Source organism: Lutibacter sp. (assembly GCF_041555395.1).
Taxonomy (GTDB): Bacteria; Bacteroidota; Bacteroidia; order Flavobacteriales; family Flavobacteriaceae; genus Lutibacter.
Genome location: NZ_JBFFKM010000044.1, coordinates 1 through 21,578 on the forward strand (window position 1 = coordinate 1; position 21,578 = coordinate 21,578).

At 33.5% G+C, this 21,578-nt stretch carries 18 protein-coding genes, 1 tRNA gene and 2 pseudogenes; 6 read left to right on the top strand and 15 right to left on the bottom strand.

What is annotated here, in order from left to right:
• Positions 1-51: 51 nt before the first annotated feature.
• The 7 genes and pseudogenes from ABY285_RS09545 to ABY285_RS09575 form a co-directional block, all read right to left on the bottom strand.
• Positions 52-324 carry a hypothetical protein gene (locus ABY285_RS09545; RefSeq protein WP_372769443.1) on the bottom strand — a complete coding sequence of 91 codons (273 nt, stop codon included), beginning with the start codon at positions 322-324 and terminating at the stop codon, positions 52-54.
• 119 nt (positions 325-443) lie between these two features.
• Complete coding sequence (locus ABY285_RS09550; protein WP_372769445.1) at positions 444-677, bottom strand: SHOCT domain-containing protein; 234 nt, start codon at positions 675-677, stop codon at positions 444-446.
• A gap of 22 nt (positions 678-699) precedes the next feature.
• Complete coding sequence (locus ABY285_RS09555; RefSeq protein WP_372769447.1) at positions 700-1,170, bottom strand: hypothetical protein; 471 nt, start codon at positions 1,168-1,170, stop codon at positions 700-702.
• Positions 1,171-1,456: 286 nt separating this feature from the next.
• A pseudogene (locus ABY285_RS09560) lies at positions 1,457-2,008 on the bottom strand (transposase); the annotation flags it as partial.
• 85 nt (positions 2,009-2,093) lie between these two features.
• Positions 2,094-2,178: transfer RNA gene (locus ABY285_RS09565), tRNA-Ser, on the bottom strand.
• 6 nt (positions 2,179-2,184) lie between these two features.
• Positions 2,185-2,715 carry a ribosome maturation factor RimM gene (gene rimM, locus ABY285_RS09570; protein WP_372769449.1) on the bottom strand — a complete coding sequence of 177 codons (531 nt, stop codon included), beginning with the start codon at positions 2,713-2,715 and terminating at the stop codon, positions 2,185-2,187.
• Between the two features lie 16 nt (positions 2,716-2,731).
• Entirely contained in the window at positions 2,732-3,316 is a 585-nt protein-coding gene (locus tag ABY285_RS09575) for a 30S ribosomal protein S16 (protein ID WP_372769451.1), read from the bottom strand.
• A 397-nt stretch (positions 3,317-3,713) separates the two neighbouring features.
• Between ABY285_RS09575 and dnaE the strand changes: the two genes are divergently transcribed.
• Positions 3,714-8,090, top strand: coding sequence for a DNA polymerase III subunit alpha (gene dnaE / locus ABY285_RS09580; RefSeq protein WP_372769453.1), 4,377 nt, complete (start codon positions 3,714-3,716; stop codon positions 8,088-8,090).
• Between the two features lie 96 nt (positions 8,091-8,186).
• Here the strand turns inward: dnaE and gldA are convergent, their stop codons facing one another.
• On the bottom strand, positions 8,187-9,080 hold the full coding sequence (gldA, locus tag ABY285_RS09585) for a gliding motility-associated ABC transporter ATP-binding subunit GldA (protein ID WP_372769455.1): 894 nt from the start codon (positions 9,078-9,080) through the stop codon (positions 8,187-8,189).
• 188 nt (positions 9,081-9,268) lie between these two features.
• On the opposite strand from gldA, the gene ABY285_RS09590 reads away from it, so the two are divergent.
• Positions 9,269-9,427 (top strand): YqaE/Pmp3 family membrane protein, encoded by a 159-nt coding sequence (locus ABY285_RS09590; RefSeq protein ID WP_372769457.1) that lies wholly within the window; start codon positions 9,269-9,271, stop codon positions 9,425-9,427.
• A complete protein-coding gene (lipB, locus tag ABY285_RS09595) occupies positions 9,424-10,116 on the top strand; it encodes a lipoyl(octanoyl) transferase LipB (protein ID WP_372769459.1) in 693 nt (230 codons plus the stop codon). Before ABY285_RS09590 ends, lipB begins: the two co-directional genes overlap by 4 nt.
• Positions 10,117-10,262: 146 nt before the next feature.
• Here lipB and ABY285_RS09600 read toward each other — a convergent pair whose 3' ends face one another.
• Entirely contained in the window at positions 10,263-11,315 is a 1,053-nt protein-coding gene (locus ABY285_RS09600) for a nucleoid-associated protein (protein ID WP_372769461.1), read from the bottom strand.
• Positions 11,316-11,512: 197 nt separating this feature from the next.
• Positions 11,513-12,115, bottom strand: a complete 603-nt coding sequence (locus ABY285_RS09605) for a ribonuclease HII (RefSeq protein ID WP_372769463.1) — start codon at positions 12,113-12,115, stop codon at positions 11,513-11,515.
• Positions 12,116-12,313: 198 nt separating this feature from the next.
• Between ABY285_RS09605 and ABY285_RS09610 the strand changes: the two genes are divergently transcribed.
• Positions 12,314-14,614, top strand: coding sequence for a putative porin (locus ABY285_RS09610; RefSeq protein ID WP_372769465.1), 2,301 nt, complete (start codon positions 12,314-12,316; stop codon positions 14,612-14,614).
• Here the strand turns inward: ABY285_RS09610 and nhaC are convergent.
• Entirely contained in the window at positions 14,607-16,088 is a 1,482-nt protein-coding gene (gene nhaC / locus ABY285_RS09615) for a Na+/H+ antiporter NhaC (protein WP_372769467.1), read from the bottom strand. The two genes, ABY285_RS09610 and nhaC, sit on opposite strands and share 8 nt — an antisense overlap.
• Before the next feature lie 141 nt (positions 16,089-16,229).
• Positions 16,230-17,429: an aminotransferase class I/II-fold pyridoxal phosphate-dependent enzyme gene (locus ABY285_RS09620; protein WP_372769469.1), complete on the bottom strand. Its 1,200-nt coding sequence runs from the start codon at positions 17,427-17,429 to the stop codon at positions 16,230-16,232.
• A gap of 157 nt (positions 17,430-17,586) precedes the next feature.
• Between ABY285_RS09620 and ABY285_RS09625 the strand changes: the two genes are divergently transcribed.
• The gene (locus tag ABY285_RS09625) at positions 17,587-18,051 is read left to right on the top strand and encodes an Lrp/AsnC family transcriptional regulator (RefSeq protein ID WP_372769471.1); all 465 of its coding nucleotides are present in this window, start codon (positions 17,587-17,589) and stop codon (positions 18,049-18,051) included.
• A gap of 39 nt (positions 18,052-18,090) precedes the next feature.
• Here ABY285_RS09625 and ABY285_RS09630 read toward each other — a convergent pair whose 3' ends face one another.
• The 3 genes from ABY285_RS09630 to rsgA form a co-directional block, all read right to left on the bottom strand.
• Positions 18,091-18,678: a YceI family protein gene (locus tag ABY285_RS09630; RefSeq protein ID WP_372769473.1), complete on the bottom strand. Its 588-nt coding sequence runs from the start codon at positions 18,676-18,678 to the stop codon at positions 18,091-18,093.
• 130 nt (positions 18,679-18,808) lie between these two features.
• Positions 18,809-19,261 carry a D-aminoacyl-tRNA deacylase gene (gene dtd, locus ABY285_RS09635; RefSeq protein WP_372769475.1) on the bottom strand — a complete coding sequence of 151 codons (453 nt, stop codon included), beginning with the start codon at positions 19,259-19,261 and terminating at the stop codon, positions 18,809-18,811.
• Between the two features lie 128 nt (positions 19,262-19,389).
• The gene (gene rsgA, locus ABY285_RS09640) at positions 19,390-20,328 is read right to left on the bottom strand and encodes a ribosome small subunit-dependent GTPase A (RefSeq protein WP_372769477.1); all 939 of its coding nucleotides are present in this window, start codon (positions 20,326-20,328) and stop codon (positions 19,390-19,392) included.
• A gap of 1,099 nt (positions 20,329-21,427) precedes the next feature.
• On the opposite strand from rsgA, the pseudogene ABY285_RS09645 reads away from it, so the two are divergent.
• A pseudogene (locus tag ABY285_RS09645) lies at positions 21,428-21,578 on the top strand (phage integrase SAM-like domain-containing protein); the annotation flags it as partial.

Consider the following 21,578-nt stretch of genomic DNA (forward strand, 5'->3'; position numbering starts at 1 on the left):
AAAATCCATTTCATTCTAAAAACACTCATAAGTCAAATATAAATTTAATTATTAATTTTTGGGTTCTATGGCACCTAAACTAGGGTTACCTTTAATGGGGTTTCCTAAAATATCCTTTTTAAGCTTTAAAGATTGTAACAATCCAATGTTATCATTGGGTAGTGGCGAAATAAAAATACCTTTATTTTTAAATAAACTAAAATTTTTAGGTATATAATCCTTCTCATCAATGCCTCCAGCATTAGCAAATTCAGGATTTCCAATGACAGGCTTGCTATCCGACACTATCCTAAAAAGTGTGTAAACATAATTCTCGGGGTTCAATTTTTTACGGTTGAACCCTTTTTTCAATTATAGTAACATCAGATGAATGCCATGTAATCCCACAACAACTTCAAATCGTTTTACAGCCGGAATAATTTATTAATTATAGGTTTTCCTGATTATAAAGATTTTAATTTATTTCTTCTTTCCTCAAATTCCTCAGTGCTTATTTCCCCATTGGCATACCTTCTTTTTAAAATATCCAAAGGCGATTCCCTTTCCATATTCTTATTTTGCTTGTCAAAAAATTTATTGTTTCTTAACAAAGCCAAAATAAATACAATAGCCAAAATAAATATTGGCAACCAAAATATCCACATCATATGCATTCCCCAGTCATTATTATGAAACATATTTTAAAATTTACACAGGTTATTATTTGTTTTTCATTATTCCTTTGTGCTGTGGGCAAATAGTTGCAGTACCATCGTCATTCATCATTTCCCCATTCATCATACTTCCTGCTTTACCCATATTTTGAATCATATTCATCATATGGTTGTTTCGCATCATCATATTCCCCATCATTGTGCACATTGTTGAATCATTTTCCATCATCCCAAACATAGTACTCATCATCATTGGGTTATTGTCCATCATTTTACGCATCATTTCATCGTTGCTTCTCATCATTTGAACTGTACTGTCATTTTTCATCATATAGTTCATCATTTCACTCATCATATCACTACTATTGCTTATCGTCATCATAATTTCTTCTCGTTTTTCTTTATCCTTTAACACCTCTTCTGAAGTTTGTCCCGTTCCTTGGCCAGTGCATCCAGTTATTGTGGTTATCAAAAGGATAACACCTATTCTTTTTAATGTTAGCTGTAAATTTTTCATGCTCATTGATTTTAAGATTAATATTTATGTATAATATTATGAATCAATAATCTAGTGTACAATGATTTAAGTCAATTTATCAAATGATATAAATCATTTATTGAAAGCTTCAAGTTAGTGGTAAATTGGCATAAATTGCTGGACGGAATTTCGTTGAGATTTATGAAATGAAAATGAAAGATCTCATTACCTAAATGAAAAGGTTAATTATTTTTAATAAGGGCAATTATTTTGGAAATGATATATCATAAAAAGTGTGTAAACATAATTCTCGGGGTTCAATTTTTTACGGTTGAACCCTTTTTTCAAATATAGTAATAAATTGATTTAAAATCAATCCCCAGTTTCTTATAGGCAAAGCCCATTTTTTTGTAACTTCATTTAGGGCTAAATACACGGATTTTTTAACGGCCTCATCTGTTGGAAAAGAGAGCTTATTTTTGGTGTATTTTCTTATTTTTCCGTTGAGATTTTCGATAAGGTTTGTGGTATAAATTATCGTTCTGATTTCAACAGGAAAATCCAAAAACATAGTTAGTTCATCCCAGTTTTTATACCAAGAATCAACTGCATAGGAATACTTAGCGTTCCATTTAAATTTAAAATCTTCAAGGGCAGCACTAGCAGCTTCTCTGTTTGGAGCGGTATAAATGTATTTCATGTCATTAGCAAACTCCTTTTTATCTTTCCATACCACATATCTTGCGGAGTTCCTAATTTGATGCACTACACAAATTTGTCGGTCAGAGTTTGGAAAAACGTTGCTGATAGTATCTGTAAAACCATTTAGGTTGTCGGTTACTGTTATTAAAATATCAGCAACACCTCTGGTTTTTAATGGTTTTATTTGGCATTTGATGGAATTAAAAAATCCTATAAACATATAATTTATAGGACTTTGTAAAAAAATGAAGCATTTTTCGCAGAGAGGAAGGGATTCGAACCCTCGATACGTTGCCGTATACACGCTTTCCAAGCGTGCGCCATCGACCACTCGGCCACCTCTCTAAATTGTTAATTCCCTAAATACATTTCAATTAAACCTTTTGGGGTTTCAACGATAATTTTTTTATTTTCTCTGTCCACTTTTTTAATGAAATGGTCAATCATTGGAATAAAAACTTCCGTTCCATTTGAGTTGACTTCAAACAATGGTTGAGCCGTTGAATCATTAATGCCGGTGATAACACCAACATAGCCATAATTGACATCTTCCATATCGAAATCAATAATTTCGTGAAAGTAGAATTTATTTCCTGTAAGTTTTGGTAAAAACTCCATTGGCAAATACAATTCTGATCCTAAAATTGCATCAGCATCACCTTCGCTCTCCACATCTTCAAACCTAACCCGCAGTTGATTTCCTTTTTGCAATATACTGTCAACAATAAAAAATGGAACCAGGTCATTGCCTAAAGCAACAAATACTGATTCCAAATCTTGATATAGTTCAGGTTCGTCTGTGTCTAACTTAACAACAACCTCCCCTTTAAAACTGTGTTTTCTAACGATTTTGCCTAAATAAAAACAATCTTCTTTACGCATTATCGCTAAAAATTAATTACTCGGTTTTTCCTTCTTCTGATGCTGCATTTTGTGCATCATCAATAGATTCTGGAGCTACTTCTTCAACTACTTCTTTAGCAGCTTTTTCAGCATCTTTTTTGTCGGCTTCAGCTTTAATTGCAGCATTTTCAGCTTCTTGAGACGCAGCCTTACGATCTTCATTTACTTTTACTTCAGCTTCAAAAGCTTTAGCAATGGCGTCAGTTTGTGCTTTTGCCAAGCTGTCTTTTTTAGCATTAATTTTTCCTGCTTTTTCATCCAACCAAACTTGAAATTTCGCTTCTACTTGTTCTTCAGTTAAAGCTCCTTTTTTAATACCGCCTGTTAAATGATTTTTTAACATAGCGCCTTTATAAGATAAAATCGCTTTTGCAGTGTCTGTTGGTTGTGCTCCGTTTTGCAACCATTTTACAGCTCCGTTAACATCTAAATCGATAGTTGCTGGATTTGTATTAGGATTATAAGTCCCAATTTTTTCTAAATACTTACCATCTCTTTTTGAGCGCACATCTGCAGCTACAATCCAATAGAATGGTTTTCCTTTTTTACCGTGTCTTTGTAATCTAATTTTTACTGGCATATTTTTAAATTTTAAGGTACGAAACCTTGGTTATTAATTAGGGTGGCAAATATAATAAGATTATTCCAAATAACACACTCAATTTCAGCATATTTTAAAGCAACCCTGTAAATCCTAAAAATGCCACTAACAAAAGACCCTAAACCACCAAATTTAGACTAAAAAAAACAAATAAACGGATTGACATTTGGTTTTAAATAAATTCAAATCTAAGGATGCATTTACGATTACTGTACTATTTTATAAATTTCTATATGAAGTCATTTGTCTTTTTGTATTTCCATTAAACATTTAAGAAAAATCGGGAATTGTTAATAAAAAAACGTAAGTTAGGAAGTGTAAAATTTATTAAATTATTACTTTTAAAAACTCATTTATAAGTAAAAAATTCAGCCACATGTTTTTAATTTTTGACACAGAAACCACCGGTTTACCGAAAAATTGGAATGCCCCTTTTACCGACATTGACAATTGGCCAAGATGTGTTCAAATTGCATGGCAACTTCATGATAAGTATGGCGAATTAATAGAACAAAAAGACTTTCTGATTAAACCGGAAGGCTATAATATCCCGTATGATGTTGAGCAAATTCACGGAATTTCAACCCAATTGGCGGAAGAAAAAGGTGAGAATATAGAAACTGTTTTACTGCTTTTTAATGAGGTGCTTGCTAAAGCTACATTTGTGGTTGGCCAAAATGTAAAATTCGACCTAAATATTATGGGTTGTGAATTTCATAGAAAAAAACTGGCGACAAATTTAAATGTTTTGCCGGTATTGGACACCTGCACCGAAACTACGGCAAACTTATGCGAGCTAAAAGGCGGACGGGGCGGAAAATTTAAATACCCGACTTTAACTGAATTGCACCAATATTTATTTGGGGTTTCTTTTGGCGAAGCGCATAATGCAACCGCCGATGTTGAAGCCACCACACGTTGTTTTTTAGAATTAATAAGGAAACAGGTTTTCACAATAGAAGAACTGAAAGTCGCTTCGGATTATTTTGAGACGTTTGAAGCCAAGAACCCTGCTTCAATAGATGTTATCGGTTTAAAACATATCGATTTAAAAAAAGAAAGCAAAAAACTACGGAAAAAAGCAGAAGAAAAGTCTGAAGACATAAAACCCTTTATAGACAGTTCGAAAGTCCTTGAAAATGCAAATTTTGCGCATTTGCATTGTCATTCGCAATTTTCTATTTTACAATCAACAACAAGCGTAAGCAACCTGATTAAGAAGGCAATAAAAGAAAAAATGCCTGCAGTCGCCTTAACGGATACAGGGAATATGATGGGCGCTTTTTACTTTATAAAAGAAGCCAATGATTATAACAAATCCGTTGAAAATTTTAATGAAAATTTAAAAGAAGGCCAAGAAGCCAAACTTCCCATTAAGCCAATTTTAGGCTGTGAATTTTATGTGTGCGAAAATCATACAGACAAAACGCAAAAAGACAATGGCTACCATATTGTTATTTTGGCAAAAAACAAAAACGGCTATCATAACCTTGCCAAAATGTCATCGCTTTCCAACACCCAGGGATTTTATTACATTCCGCGAATTGACAAAAATATTATTGAACAATATAAAGAAGATTTAATTGTGCTTTCGGGAAATTTATTTGGAGAAATACCAAGTAAAATTTTAAATGTTGGCGAAAAACAAGCTGAAGAAGCATTGCTTTGGTGGAAGGAACAATTTGGAGACGATTTTTATTTGGAAGTGATGCGCCACAATCAGGAAAATGAAAATCATGTAAATGAAGTTCTTATTGAATTTTCAAAAAAACATCAAGTAAAATTAGTTGCCACTAACAATACTTATTATACAAATAAGGAGGAGTCAACGGCGCATGACATTTTATTGTGCGTAAAAGATGGCGAAAAATCCTCCACTCCAATAGGAAAAGGAAGAGGTTACAGATACGGTTTAGAAAACAACGAGTACTATTTTAAAAGTCAAGAACAAATGAAAAGTTTGTTCGCCGATTTGCCCGATGCCATTACCAATATACAGGAAATCACAGATAAAGTTGAGATTTATACTTTAGCACGTAACGTGTTACTGCCAAAATTTGCTATTCCCCAGGAATTTATAAATCCGCAAGACGAAATAGATGGAGGCGTTAAAGGAGAAAATGCCTATTTACGTCATCTCACTTTTGAAGGTTCCAAAAAACGATACGGTGAAATACTGGATCCAGAAATTGAAGAGCGATTAAACTTTGAATTGTCGGTTATTGAAAATACAGGCTATCCGGGATATTTTTTAATTGTTTGGGATTTCATTTTAGAAGCCCGTAAAATGGATGTTTCGGTTGGACCGGGGCGTGGTTCTGCGGCAGGTTCTGCAGTCGCTTATTGTTTATGGATAACCAATATCGATCCCATTAAGTATGATTTGCTTTTTGAGCGTTTCTTAAATCCGGACCGGGTATCACTTCCCGATATTGACATCGATTTTGATGATGAAGGCCGTCAAAAAGTAATTGATTTTGTAATTGAAAAATACGGCGCCAGCCAGGTTGCGCAAATTATTACCTATGGCACCATGGCCGCAAAATCTTCCATCAGAGATACAGCGCGTGTACTGGATTTACCCTTATTTGATGCCGATAGAATTGCCAAACTTATTCCACTTGTTAAACTTAAAAATATTTTTGGGGAAGACGAAAAAAGCAAAGCAATCATAAAAGGTTTAAGAACAGAAGAATTAGAAAACGTAAATGAACTTAGAAGAATTGCAGCTGGCGACGACTTAGCTGCCCAAACAATAAATCAGGCACGCGCTTTGGAGGGTTCTGTCAGAAATACAGGAACCCACGCTTGCGGTGTAATCATTACGCCCGAAAATATTACCAATTTAATTCCGGTTGCCACTGCAAAAGATACCGACATGTATGTGACGCAATTCGACAACAATGTTGTGGAAAGTGCAGGTTTGCTGAAAATGGACTTTTTAGGATTAAAAACTTTATCCCTCATTAAAGATACCCTCAAAATCATAAAAGGAAAACACGGTATAGAATTAGTGCCTGACGATTTTCCTTTAGATGATCCCAAAACCTATGAGCTTTTTCAAAGGGGAGAAACTGTAGGAATATTCCAATATGAATCTTTCGGAATGCAAAAGCATTTGAAAGCATTGAAACCTACCCAGTTTGCCGATTTAATTGCCATGAATGCACTTTACCGTCCGGGACCAATGGAATATATTCCTTTGTTTATAATGCGGAAACACGGGGAAGAAGCCATCGCTTATGATTTACCGGTCATGGAGGAAATTCTAAAAGAAACTTATGGCGTTACCGTTTATCAGGAACAGGTGATGTTGCTTTCCCAAAAAATTGCAGGTTTTACAAGAGGTGAAGCCGATATGTTGCGGAAAGCCATGGGGAAAAAGATTCTTGAGTTACTTGTAAAACTAAAGCCAAAATTTATCGAAGGCGGCAAGGCGAACTTCCACCCCGAAATAGTGTTGGAAAAAATATGGAAAGATTGGGAAGCCTTTGCAGAATACGCATTTAACAAATCGCACTCCACTTGTTACGCCTATATTGCTTACCAAACCGCTTACCTAAAAGCAAATTATCCTGCGGAATTTATGGCATCTGTTTTGTCCAACAACATGAACGACATTAAGCAGGTGAGCTTTTTTATGGAGGAATGCAAAAGAGCAGGGATAAACGTATTGGGGCCTGATATTAATGAATCCTTTTACAAATTTGCGGTAAACAAAGAAGGGGCAATTCGATTTGGAATGGGCGCTATTAAAGGAGTTGGCGCATCAGCAGTTGCTGCCATTGTTGAAGAACGCAAAAAAAACCAAAATTACACCTCCATTTTCGATTTAACCAAACGCATCGATTTACGTGCAGCTACCAAAAAAGCTTTTGACGGACTCGCCATGGCCGGCGGATTTGATTCCTTCAAAAATGTGCATCGCGCCCAATATTACCAATTAGACGAAAAAGGCGTTTCATTTATTGAACGTGCCATTCGTTATGGAAGTAAATTCCAGGAAAATAAAAACTCTGCTCAGGTTTCTCTTTTTGGAGAAGCTTCTGAAATTCAATTTCCAGAACCTGAAATTCCACAGGCCCAAAAATGGGGAATGATGTATAAATTATCAAGAGAAAAAGAAATGGTCGGCATTTATATTTCCGGTCATCCGCTTGATGAATTTAGAAATGAAATCGACTATTTCTGCAACTCTACCGTAAGTGTTTTTAAAGAAGATCTTAACAAATATGTAGGTTCCACTATGACTTTTTCAGGAATTTTAACAGATGTACAACATAAGACTTCACAAAACGGAAATGAGTGGGGTTCATTTGTGGTGGTCGACTACAGCGACAGCCACGAATTCAGAATTTTTAAGGAAGATTATTTGAAGTTTAAACCTTTTCTGTTTGAAGATGCGTTCCGTCAAATAAGGGTTTCTGTTACAGCCGGATGGCGGAATAAAGATGGTAAACTTTCAGAACCAAGAGTTAATTTTAACGACATTCAAATTTTACAGGATGTTCTCGAAAAACAAACTAAAAAATTAACCATTAGCCTGGATATTAATAATTTTAATGAGAAAAGGATTAAAGAGGTTCATAAAATTCTGAAAGAAAATGAAGGAACCGTTCCTTTAGATTTTGTGGTTTATGATTTGGCAGAAAACACAAAGTTGAATTTACACAGCAGATCGGTTAAAGTTAAGGTAGACAATGATTTTTTAAAAGTGCTGAAAAATGAAGAAATCCATTTTAAACTCAATTAATTATTGCTGTGCTGGTTGTTAGTTGTTGGTTAATGGTTTTGGCTTTTAAATTTTACTGAAAACTGTAAACCATAAACTTATTGCTGGTAGTTGGTCTCAAGAAGTAAGCTCCCTGAACAACTTTTCTAAATTTTTAATTTTTGTGGTTAAATTCAAGGTTTTTAATCCGTTGTCATGGGCAAAATCAAAAACGGCCGGACGCATATCTTTTGAAGTGTCAAAAGTCAATTCCCAAATAGTATCGTGCACATTATTTACCGATTTTAAATGCGGAATGTTCTCTAAAAACTGTTTTTCAATTTTAAAATCGAATTCAACCTCTATCACCTGTTCTTTATCTTCCGTTAATTCTTTTAATTTTTTATCAGCAATAATTTGTCCGTTGTGAATTAAAATAACCCGATCGCAAACCGCTTCCACTTCCTGTAAAATATGTGTTGAAAAAAGCACGGTTTTGTCTTTTCCAACTTCTTTAATTAAGCTTCTTATTTCGGCCAACTGATTTGGGTCTAAACCTGTAGTTGGCTCATCTAAAATCAGCACTTCCGGATTGTGCAATAAGGCTGCCGCCAAGCCAACACGCTGACGATAACCTTTTGATAGCTGGTTTATTTTTTTATGAGCTTCAGATGTCAATCCAACTTTAACGATTACTTTTTCAATTTCATCCTTCGAAATTTTATGGACAGATGCATTGAACTGCAAATATTCTTTCACATACATGTCCAAGTAAAGCGGATTGTTTTCAGGCAAATAACCCAGGTGTTTTTGAGCTTCAATTTTATGCGTAGAAACATCAAACTTATTGACAAAAACTTCACCTTCAGAAGCATTTATATAACCGGTGATTATTTTCATCATGGTCGATTTTCCGGCACCATTCGGACCTAAAAAACCAACAATCTCTCCTTTTTCTATAGAAAAGCTTACATTGTTCAATGCTTTTTGCGTCCCGTATAATTTGGTTATATTTTTTACTTCAATAGACATATCCTTGAATTTTAACAAAAATACATTTTAATTGTAATTTAGCTCCTATTATAAACGTTGTAAACTACATTTATTTTTTAGACCTTTGAAAGCCCATAATGGGCATTTAAAAATAAATTTTGTCAACACATAATATCTTAGTTTACTTAGTAGAATTAAGGCATTTTAATTATTAAAAACCAACCTAAATGGGCATTTTCAGGGTTATTTTGTGCATTATTTTTCCTCCTTTGGCAGTTATTGACAAAGGTTGCGGCTCATTTATAATCGTTTTTATTTTAACATGTTTGGGTTGGATACCGGGAGTTATTGCAGCTTTAATTATTAATAACAATCCCAATAGATGAAAAAAATAAAACTAATTGACTTAGGCTTAAAAGATTACAAAGAAACCTGGGATTATCAGGAAGTACTTTTTCAAGAAACCATTGACCTGAAAATTGAAAACCGAAAAAACAGCACCAATTATAAAACGCCAAATTATTTTTTGTTTGTGGAGCATCCGCATGTATACACTTTAGGCAAAAGCGGCGACATGAATAATTTACTGTTAAATGAAAAACAGCTTACCGAAAAAGGCGCCACTTTTTATAAAATAAATCGTGGTGGAGACATCACGTATCATGGACCAGGTCAAATTATTGGCTATCCTATTTTGGATTTGGACAACTTTTTAACCGATATTCATAAATACCTGCGATTTCTGGAAGAGGTTATTATATTAACACTCGATGAATATGGCCTAAAAGCTGGTCGAAGTGAAGGCGAAACCGGAGTTTGGCTTGGCGTGGGAACCCCTTTTGCCCGAAAAATTTGTGCATTGGGCGTGCGAACCAGCCGTTGGGTAACCATGCACGGTTTTGCGCTAAACGTAAATACCAATTTGGGTTACTTCGACAATATTATTCCCTGCGGAATTAAAGGGAAATCGGTCACTTCTTTGGAGGCAGAATTGAATATGAAAGTTCCTTTAGAAGAAGTGAAAGAAAAGATTTTAAAGCATTTTTCTCAATTGTTTGAAGCAGAATTTGAATAATTAATATACAATATTAGATATACAATATTAGAAGTTAAATGATTTTTGATTTACGATTTGTAATTGTTGGTATATGCTATTTTTAAACTTTTGACTATTAAACCTTAGACTTTTAATATTTAATATTTAACTTCTAATATTTACTTTTAACTTTCCTCATTAAAATAAACCTTATAAAACTTCATTTTTTTCTCTTCGTCGTAGCCTTTTTCCAAATATTCACTTGAGGCTTCAGGTGCATCAATATCAAGTTTTATAACAATGTTGGTATCAAATTTAATTTCAGTTTTAATTTTTTGCTTTTGTTTTTTCAACACCACTTCAGAAACTGAAAATTGATTTCTGACCAACACGTCATTCAACGTTTCAAATTGCTTTTTATACGCATCAAACTTCGATTTTTGTTCTTCATCATCTTCAAACAATTCTTCCTTAAAATCGTTGATATTCACCGACTCATTTGTCTTTAAAAAATCGATCGATCGAGCCAAAAAGGTATTTTTTTCTTGAATCCCTAAATCTTCTTTAATAATTTCCTCAGAAAATTCTTTACACATTTCCATGTAATTTTTGGTATGCTGGTTATTATCGTCAGCATATTTCACATTCAAAAAGTTTTTAATCCAATATTGAGAATCATAATTATTGGTATCAACACTTAGTACCACTTTCCCTTCTGCGTCCGAAGTATTGATAATTAAACAACCTTTATCCAATTTTTTGGTGCTGATTCCCTTTTGCACATACACATCCAAACTGTTGTTTTCCATATGCGTTTGAAAGAAATCCAGTTTGTTTTCAATTTTAAAAACGCCTAAAGCCTGAGTGATTACCTCCTTATATTCCACATCTTCAAAAAGCGCGATGATTACATCACCCGTTTTTATTTGTGCGGAATTCGATTGCTCAAAAAGATGATTCACAATATGCCTTGATGTTTCAATAAACGAAGCTTCGTCCTTAAAAATCTGAGCCGAATAATTGTTAATTTCATTCAACTCAATATTTGCATGGTGGTTAAAACGAAAACTTTCCGTCACATTTCCAAAAGGTTTTAACAAAAAAGGTTTCATCAATTCATAACTTTCCTCATCAAAAGTGATGGCGCTCTCCGAAAAAATATTGGTGGCGCTGTTAAACTTATTTCCAACTTTATGAATAATAAATTTTGAAATTGCAGCTCTAGTTCTTTTAATCATCTGTTCGTTTTTAACGAAGGCAAATGTATCAATTTAGTGGTGAATTTTTGAGTAATTTCAAAAACATCCACTGTAAAAATAATATTTTGGGCGTTCCCTTTCAGGTCGCGCTTTCCGTTATATCTTTTTCTGCGTTTCACTTCAAAAAAGTATACCACTTCAATCGCTAACGCAAATCGGATTACGATTTTAAAATATTACAGTGCCAATTTCAATTGTTCGGGCAACAACCTAAAAGATTTCCGGTGATAATTGGTGATCCCAAATTCCCGGATGGCGTTTCTGTGAAAGAGCGTTGGATAGCCTTTATTTTTTTTCCATTGATAACTCGGAAATTCAAGATCAAGCTGTTGCATAAAATCGTCCCGGTATGTTTTTGCCAAAACCGAAGCCGCCGCAATACTCATAAATTTGGCATCGCCTTTTACAATGGTGGTGTGTGGAATATTTTTATAGGGTTTAAATTTATTTCCGTCCACAATAATATGTTCGGGTTCCATGGATAACTTTTCAATGGCCAAATGCATCGCCAAAATAGAAGCCTGCAAAATATTGATTTCATCTATTTTAGCTTCAAAAACATAAGAAACTCCAAAAGTCAAGGCGTTCTTTTCAATAAACGGACGCAAAATATCCCGCTGTTTTTCCGTCAATTGCTTTGAATCATTTAACAAGGGATGATAAAAATCGGTCGGCAACAAAACCGCGGCGGCAACTACAGGTCCGGCCAAGCAACCTCTGCCCGCCTCGTCAGCTCCAGCTTCAAACGTATTTTCCAGAAAACAAATTTTAAGTGCCATATCCTAAATGCAATTAACAAAATTAGTATTAATTACTGCAGCAAACTTCCATAAATTTACTTTTATTAATTTCATCTGATTCATTTTATTAATATTTTGGTGAGATGGAATAAACCACGTAAATATTTAGATGGACGCCCTTAATTTAGTAAGGTTCATTTCAATCAAATAATTTACCTTTGTTGCTTTACCTATTTTATGAAAAAATTATTGGCAGTATTATTTTTTGGACTTTATATATTGACTGTTGATGCTCAAATCATGAGGGAGCGAGAAGGTGGCGGCGTATTTAAATCGGACAGTACCACGTTTAAAAACGAAGTGCAAATTAAACTGGACGGAAAAACCACTTATACCGATTATAAAATAATTTCTATAAATAATGACACAACCGTTGTTGACACTACCCTGACAATAGCGAAAGATTATAAGTTCAACTACATCAGAAAAGATAATTTTGAATTGTTGCCTTTTCACAATCAGGGACAGACTTTCAACAAATTAGGCTATAAATTTGAAAACAACTCGCTTTTTCCAACTATTGGAGCGAGCGCAAAACACTACAATTATTATAAAATTGAAGATGTTTATTATTATGATGTTCCTACTCCCACTTCCGAATTTATGTACAGAACAGGAATGGAACAAGGCCAAGTTCTGGACGGATATTTAACCATGAATACTTCGAGGCAATTTAATATTTTCATTGCTTATAAAGGGTTGCGGTCCTTGGGGAAATATAGAAATTCTTTAGCCAGCCACGGAAATTTCAGGACTTCTTTTAATTATCACTCAAAAAATAACATCTATTTATTGAGGGGACATTATATGTCGTTCGATTTATTGAACAATGAAAATGGCGGATTAACAGATACTTCCATTGCCTATTTTGAAAATGATGATCCCAATTATACAGACAGATCTCGATTAGAAGTCAATTTTGTCGATGCTGAAAATATGTTTGAGGGAAAACGTTATTTTTTGGACCAGAACCTGACTTTATTTTCCAAAATTAATAAACTTGAAGAACACAATACAGCAACATCAAATAAGTTAAAAGCCTATAATTCCATCCTGAAGAAAATTGAAATTCTAAAGAAAGATCCTATTTCCAATCCAAAGAAGCCCCAAATCAGTTCCGCTCCCAAAAAACCAAATGGAACAAAAAAACTCCCTCAAAAGGAAAAGGATGTCGTCCTTAAAACTGATTTAGTTAAAGAAAATCCGATTTTAAAAATTGATTCTTTAACTAAAGAAACATCTTTAAAGAAAAAAGATACCATCATTAAACTTGATTCAATTAGGGCAATTAAAATAAAAAAAATTGACTCTTTGTTAATAGTGGCTTCTACACTTAAAGTTGATTCAAGTGACTTTGTGCTTGTTAACAAAAAATCAGATTATAGCTTAAAAATCGGACATACTTTTATCTATGAAACCCAACATTACCGTTTTAAACAGGGGGGCGTCAATCCGTTTTTTGGCGAAGCTTATGAGAAAAATATTGTTGACCACACCTCTTATCAGAAAATGAATAATGAAGTGTATATGCAATTTAATGCGCCTCTTCTCGGGACTTTAAGAGCAAAAACAAACTACTTTAGCTATAATTATCACTACAGCAGTATTTTATATTTTGACGCACTAACTATTCCGGACAGATTAAAAGGAAATGCCATTGCAGTTGGCGCAGATTGGAACACTAAATTCGGAAAATTATATTTGAATGCTGATGCAAGCTCAATACTTTCCGGCGATTTAACCGGAAATTCCATTAAAGCTTTTGTGATGTTCAAAAAAGATAGCGTTTACAGTTTTAAAGGATTTGCTGAAATCACTTCAAAAACAGCAGATTTTAACAAGCTTTTATTTCAAAGTGATTATAAACAATACAACTGGCGAAACAATTTCAAGAATGAACAAATTAAGAATGTTGGTGTAGAATTTAGCTTTAAAAAATGGGCGAGCATTAATGCCAGTTATAACATTATTGACAATTATACTTATTTTAACGAAAATTCATTACCAGTACAGGCCACGGGAACTTTGAATTATTTAAAAGTAAAAGTGAGCAATTCAATCACTTTCAGAAAATTTACTTTGGATAATACAGCCATGTACCAAGATGTTTCAAATGGGGAATCATTTTTTAAAGTTCCTGAAATTGTAACAAGAAATACTTTATATTATTCAAATTATTTATTTAAAGGAAAGCCACTGTACTTACAAACCGGAGTAACTTTGAAGTATTTTACGGCGTATAACGCCAATGCTTATAATCCGCTTTTAAGTGAGTTTGTTTTACAAAATACTGTTGAAATCGGAAATTTCCCTACGCTCGATTTCTTCGCCAATGCACAAATACGCAGAACACGCATTTATCTAAAAGTTGAAAACTTCGGCGCCGGTTTTGCAGGCAGAAACTACTATTCAGCACCAACATATCCATACAGAGATTTAACCGTTCGCTTTGGTTTGGTTTGGAATTGGTTTATTTAGTTTCTTTTTTTGTAGCCAACTGTCTTATTTTTATTTTGAATGCAGCAAAAATTAAGGTCATTATTGGGCTTAGCCAGTTAAAAACTGCATAAATAGCATACTCTGCAACCGGAACGCCAAGCACGCCGCTTTGATAAGCACCACAAGTATTCCAAGGAATTAATGCAGAGGTTACTGTTCCTGAATCTTCTAAGGTTCTGCTTAAATTCTCTGGAGCCAATCCTCTGTCTTCAAAGGCCTTTTTAAACATTTTACCGGGAATTACAATGGCTAAATATTGGTCAGATGCGATAGTATTTAATCCAATACAACTTACAACAGTACTGGCAAACAATCCGAAAATGGAAGACGCTAATTTTAATAATTCTTTGGTGATTTTCGCCAAGGCCCCAATGGCATCCATTGTTCCGCCAAAAACCATGGCACAACAAATAAGAAAAATTGTCCATAGCATCCCTTTCATTCCGCCTGAGCTAAACAGTTCATTTAATTTTATATTGTCAGTCACAATTTCAGTATCCACAAAAATAGCATTTACAATTGCTCTAAAATTTGAAGTTGATAAGTTGCTCAATACTTCTGATTGAAAAATAAATGCAAAAACTGCGGCTAAAAAAACGCCTATTCCTAACGCAATTAAAGGTTTTGTTTTAAATAAAATAAGTGCAATTACAACCCCTGGAACAATAAATAAATAGGGTGTTATATTAAATGTGTTTTTTATGGTATATAACAATCCGCTAATATCTGCAGTTCCTGTTGTGTCAATATTTAAACTTATAATGCTGAAAACAACCAACGTTACAATTATTGAGGGTACGGTTGTGAAGGTCATATACCTAATGTGTGTAAATAAATCTGTTCCGGCCATTGCCGGGGCAAGATTTGTGGTATCGCTTAACGGCGACATTTTATCTCCAAAATAAGCGCCAGATATAACCGCGCCAGCAATCATCCCTGTTGAAATTCCCAATGCAGTTCCAATACCAACCAGTGCAATCCCTACAGTTGCTGAAGTTGTCCAGGAACTTCCTGTTGCTATTGAAATAAGAGCAGCAATAATAACAGATGCCGGCAAAAAAATAGCTGGACTTAACACTTGAAGTCCGTAATATACCATTGCAGGTATAATACCACTTACGAGCCATGTTCCGGCCAAAGCGCCCACCAAAAATAAAATCATGACAGGCACAAAAACACTTTTTAAATTTTCCCAAATTTCGTTAATCATTATTTTTAAGGCAACTTTGTTAAAAAAGCCAACTATTGAAGCAATCCCTCCACCCATCAATAAAATAAACTGGTTAGAGTACGCTCCCAACAATTCGCCGTCGGCAAAAAATATGTTGTAGGCGAGCATCATCATGAGAATAACGACAGGGATTAATGCTTCATAAAGATTTAATTCTTTATTATCAATAATTTTTTGATTTTGAATCTCTATTTCAGATAAGTTGTTGTCAGTGTCTTTCATTTAATGCTTTTAGAAATGTAATGATACGTAAATTTGAAACCTTTTGCAAATGAAAAACCCCATTCAAAAAAATGAATGAGGTTTTATCAATTTATGAAATCGTAACAATAAAATCAACCAACTTCAATATTTACTTTTGCATTACAAAACACCAACTTGTTTCATGCATTTTCTCATGGCACTGTATGTTCTCTCAATATCATTGTCCAAACCAACAGACATTCTTATGATTCCATTAGAAAGACCCATTTCTGCTTGCTCTTCTATTGGAATTTCAGATGAAGTACTTGTTCCCGGCGCACTGAATAAAGTTTTATAAAATCCTAAACTTACAGCCAAATATCCCAAATTTTCATTTTGCATGAGTTCCATTAACTCATTTGCTTTTTCAAGAGTACCAACATCAATCGTCATGATACCTCCAAAACCATATTCTTTATTGTACATAGATTTATACAGCTCATGGTCCTTATGACTTTTTAAACCCGGATAGACTATTTTTAATCCGTCTTTTTCAAAATTCTCAGCCAAATACAATGCGTTTTCACTGTGTTTTTTAATACGGATATGTAGTGTCCTTAAATTTTTCAATATACTGGCAGCTCTTAAACTGTCCATCACCGGACCCAATAACATCGCCGCGCCATCATTTACATTTCGCAAACTGTCAATAAATTCTTGTGATCCGCAAACAACACCTCCAACGGTATCATTTGTTCCATTTATAAATTTTGTTAAACTATGAATGGTTACATCTGCTCCTAATTTTTGAGCTGAAAATATTAATGGTGTAAATGTATTGTCGACCACCAATTTTATATTGTGCTTTTTTGCAATTCTGGACAATTCCGGCAAGTTTGCAATTTCTAAAAGCGGGTTGCTCTCAGCCTCACAGTAAATCATTTTTGTATTTGGCGTTATTGCCGCTTCTACTTTTTCTAAGGAAGTAATGTCAACAAATGACGTAGAAATATTGAATTTCGGGGTAAAATTTTTCAGAAAGGCATAGGTTCCTCCATAAATTGTTCTTGCAGAAATTATATGATCTCCTGCGCCACACATTTGTAAAAATACAGAAGTAATTGCGCCCATTCCTGACGCGGCTACATTTGCAGTTTCCGTAAATTCCATAGCTGCCAAAGCCTCACTTAAATATAAATTGCTTGGACTTGAATGACGTGAATACAAATAACAGCCTTCTGCATGACCCTCAAAGGTATCAAGCATTGTTTTTGCGTGTAAAAAAGTATAGGTTGCTGAATCTGAAATGGAAGGATTTACGCCTCCAAATTCACCAAAATATTGTAAATCCTGGATTTTATTTGCCGGTTTGTTGCTCATAATTAACTAAATTTATCATATAAAATTAACCTATTGTAACTTAATACGCTACAATAATATGTAATTTCAGTGTATTTTACTTAAAATAGTTACATTATTAGAATATTTTACTTTTAATGTAATTATTTTTAATTATTTTTAGAAAAATTTACTGATTATGATTTCCATAGATTTAACCGATAAAAAAATATTGAACCTGCTTCAGCATAATTCAAAAGCGAACATTAAAGAAATCGCCTTGAAAATTGGCTTGACCCAAACGCCCACTTATGAACGTATAAAAAGACTTGAAAAGGCTGGTGTCATTAAAAATTATATCGCTATTTTGGACAAAGAAAAAGTAGGCTATACCATTGAAGTCTTTTGCCAAGTAACATTATTAGTGCATTCAAAAGATATGATTACCCGCTTTGAAAATGCCATAAACAAAATAGATGAAGTCATGGAATGCTTTCATGTCGCTGGAAATTATGATTATTTATTAAAAATAATTGTGAAAGACATGAACAGTTATCAGGCTTTTCTGAAAAATAAATTGAGTGTTTTAGATTCTGTTGGCAACGTGCAAAGCACATTTGTCATGTCATCAACCAAAGACAGCATTGGTTTTATGCTGGTATAAAAAAAGTCCAAATTTTTCAATTTGGACTTTTAGAATAGTTTATATTTCGTGTTTCTTGGCGATAATAGTCACTTGAAAGTCAAATTCATCGTTCACAAACTTGTCTTTTAGATCGTTAAAAAAGGATTTAGATTTGAATTTCACATTAAAATCGGCTCTGTTAATTTGAAAAGTGTCGCTCGTTAAGGTAATAACATCTTCATTGACTAAAAGAGCTGCAGGAAATGTAATTTGTTTGGTGATGCCTTTAATCGTCATATTTCCTGTAACTTGAATATTTTCTCCTTTATTTGCGATTTCAGTAATCTCAAATTTTGATATTGGGAAAACTGCTATTTCAAAAAAGTCTTCAGATTTTAAATGACCTTCCAATTTTGCACTTCCGTCAGCGTCTTTAATGGTGCTCATATCAGTTACAAAATTACCACCTGTTATTTTATTGTCTTTTAAAACAATATCTCCAGAAGCCAATGTAATTGTACCATTATGATTGCCTGTTGGTTTATATCCTTTCCAATTTAAATTAGAATTTTCAACATCCACATTAAAATTTTCCTGAGAATATAATACCTGACTCATAAAAGTGAAGGCTGCAATTATAAATACTATTAATCTTATTTTTTTCATTCAGCTTATTATTTATAATGATTATTAATAACTGCAATGATACTAAAAAAATAGTTAGACTTCTTAATGAATGTGTTTTTATATATTTTTTAACAGGAATGATGAACCTCGGAAGTAGTTTCCAATTTGCTTACTCTTTTTGTTTTGAATCTATGATAATCGTTACCGGACCGTCATTTATAAGTTCCACTTGCATATCTGCACCAAACTGTCCTGTTCCCACTTTTTTATGCAGCTGAAGTTCTAATTGCGCAATAAATTGTTCGTATAACGGAATCGCAGTTTCGGGTTTTGCGGCATAAATATAAGAAGGGCGATTTCCTTTTTTGGTGCTGGCGTGCAAAGTAAACTGGCTTACTACAATGGCGTCTCCATTTTCGTCAATCAACGATTTGTTCATGACGTCATTTTCATCATTAAAAATTCGAAGGTTAACAATTTTTTTAGAAAGCCATTCAATATCCTTGATGGTATCGCGCTCTTCAATGCCTAATAAAATGAGTAAACCGATTTTAATTTCGCTAACTTTATTTTCATTTATTGTGACTGAAGCTTTTGAAACTCGTTGTATTACTGCGCGCATAAATTGTGTAACTGTTTATTTGTGTATTTGAGTATTCGTTTATTGGTTTTTAAGCTGACCATAAAAATCAAAATATTGTCGATTTTTTAATTAATCCCCCCTTGGGGGTTAGGGGGCTTTTCCAACAATTAAGTATAAATAGCTGTTCTGTAATTTTCTTCATCACCCTCAACCATTTGCACATAACTGTTATAGCGTGAAAATGCAATTTCATCATTTTCAACTGCATCCTTTACTGCACAATTGGGTTCATTAATATGCAAACAATTGTGAAATTTACATTTCGATTTCAGTTTAAAAAATTCAGGAAAATAATCGGCAATTTGCTGAGGATCAAAGTCCACCACTCCAAACCCTTTTATTCCGGGCGTATCAATAATAAATCCGCCGAAACTCAATTCAAACATTTCAGCGAAAGTTGTGGTGTGTTGCCCTTGTTTGTGTTGTTTAGAAACCTCTGCGGTTTTTAAATTTAATGCAGGCTCAATAGCATTCACCAAAGTCGATTTTCCAACCCCGGAATGTCCAGAAAACATAGTGGTTTTTCCTTTCATCAATTCCTTAACCTTATCAATATTGATATTTTTTGTGGCAGATACATCAATACATTTATAGCCAATTGAAGTGTAAATATCCTCCAATTCTTCTTTAATTTTCAACTCTTGAGGCGTATACATGTCGATTTTATTGAAAATAATTACAGCAGGAATACTGTAAGCCTCCGCAGTTGCCAAAAACCGATCTATAAATCCTGGCGATGTTGGCGGACTATCGATAGTTACCAATATAAAAGCAGTATCAATATTAGAGGCGATGATATGAACTTGTTTGGAAAGATTGACAGATTTACGAATGATATAATTATTTCTTTGGAAAATTTGATTAATAACCCCGGTCTCTTTTCCTTCTTCGTATTCAAAATTTACGTGGTCGCCAACAGCCACCGGATTGGTGCTTTTTATCCCTTTTATTCTAAACTTTCCTTTTAACCTACAATCAACCATGTCGCCATTTTCGGCATAAACATGATACCAACTTCCTGTAGATTTTGTAACAACACCTTTCATTTAATATTTTTTAATAGCGATACTGAACTCCCCCAAAATAACTCAATATGTTCAGGGATTTACCAATCAGTCAATTTTATAAACGCAAAGATATTTAAAAGTCGGCAACAATAGAATATTTTAAAGTAAGATTAGGAATTACGACAAAAAATTGAAAAAATAAGAATACTTGAAAATATGACATTTATAAGGAAACAAAAAAATGCCACAACCAAAAAAAAGAAGAGCATTAATAGATGTTACGCAACTGTGAAAAAGCGAATGATTTATTCCATATATGTATAGCTGATTTGGGAGGGTCCATATCCTCTCATCTTTTTAAGCTACGCTCATTTTATTTTTAATTGATGTAGCTTGAATTCGCTAAAAGTGATTTTAGCAAAACAAACTTATGCGCGAAAGCTCATTTTTTAAGCGTTTTTGTTATTTTATATTTTCGACTTAAGTAATTCGCTTTTAAAGATTTTATTTCAAATTTTAATATAGTTAAAGCTCATTTCATAGCAATTTCACACCCTTGTAAGTCTGGGGGGTTATTATGTTAGAACATAACACCTCGTTGTAGTATGTTAAAAAAATGTTAAAGCGGTATCGTGTTATGCAAGGTACTGTAACAATTAATTAATTAAAGCGTCATTTATATATACTAACAATTTAAAAACTTATATTATGACAACATTAGATTTAACAACAGAAAACAAAAAAAATGTGGGATTTGTAAACTTAACAAATACTAAAAGACTGCAATGGAACAGATATAGAAGATACTCTTATTAAACTTCATGTAATTCTACTGAAATCTTATGAAAAAACCTCGAATAACCTGTAGATAAAGCGAATTCCTACAGGTTTTTTTATTGTTGTTTCATGTGTAATATCTACCACTTCAATTCCTATACCCGCAATTTCAACCTTCGAATTCGGCGTTGTTTTTTTAATAAAACTCAAAGAGTCTTACTAATAAAAAAATCCCGAGTCATTTTGAATTTGTAAAATCCAAAAAAACCTACAAATGGGAAATACCTAAAAGTACTTTCCAAAATTATAAGTTTGCAATCAAGACATAAAAAAACCGTAAGTCTTTTATGCTTTTGACCTTTTCATTAAATATAAAAAGTTGATATACAGCCCATTAACAGTAACAGCGTATAATAACACATTGTCACATTTAAAGAATTTTTGCAAAAACGGAAATGATACCTTAACATTTGATGAGTTAAATTTAGAATGGTTTGAAAAATTTATATATT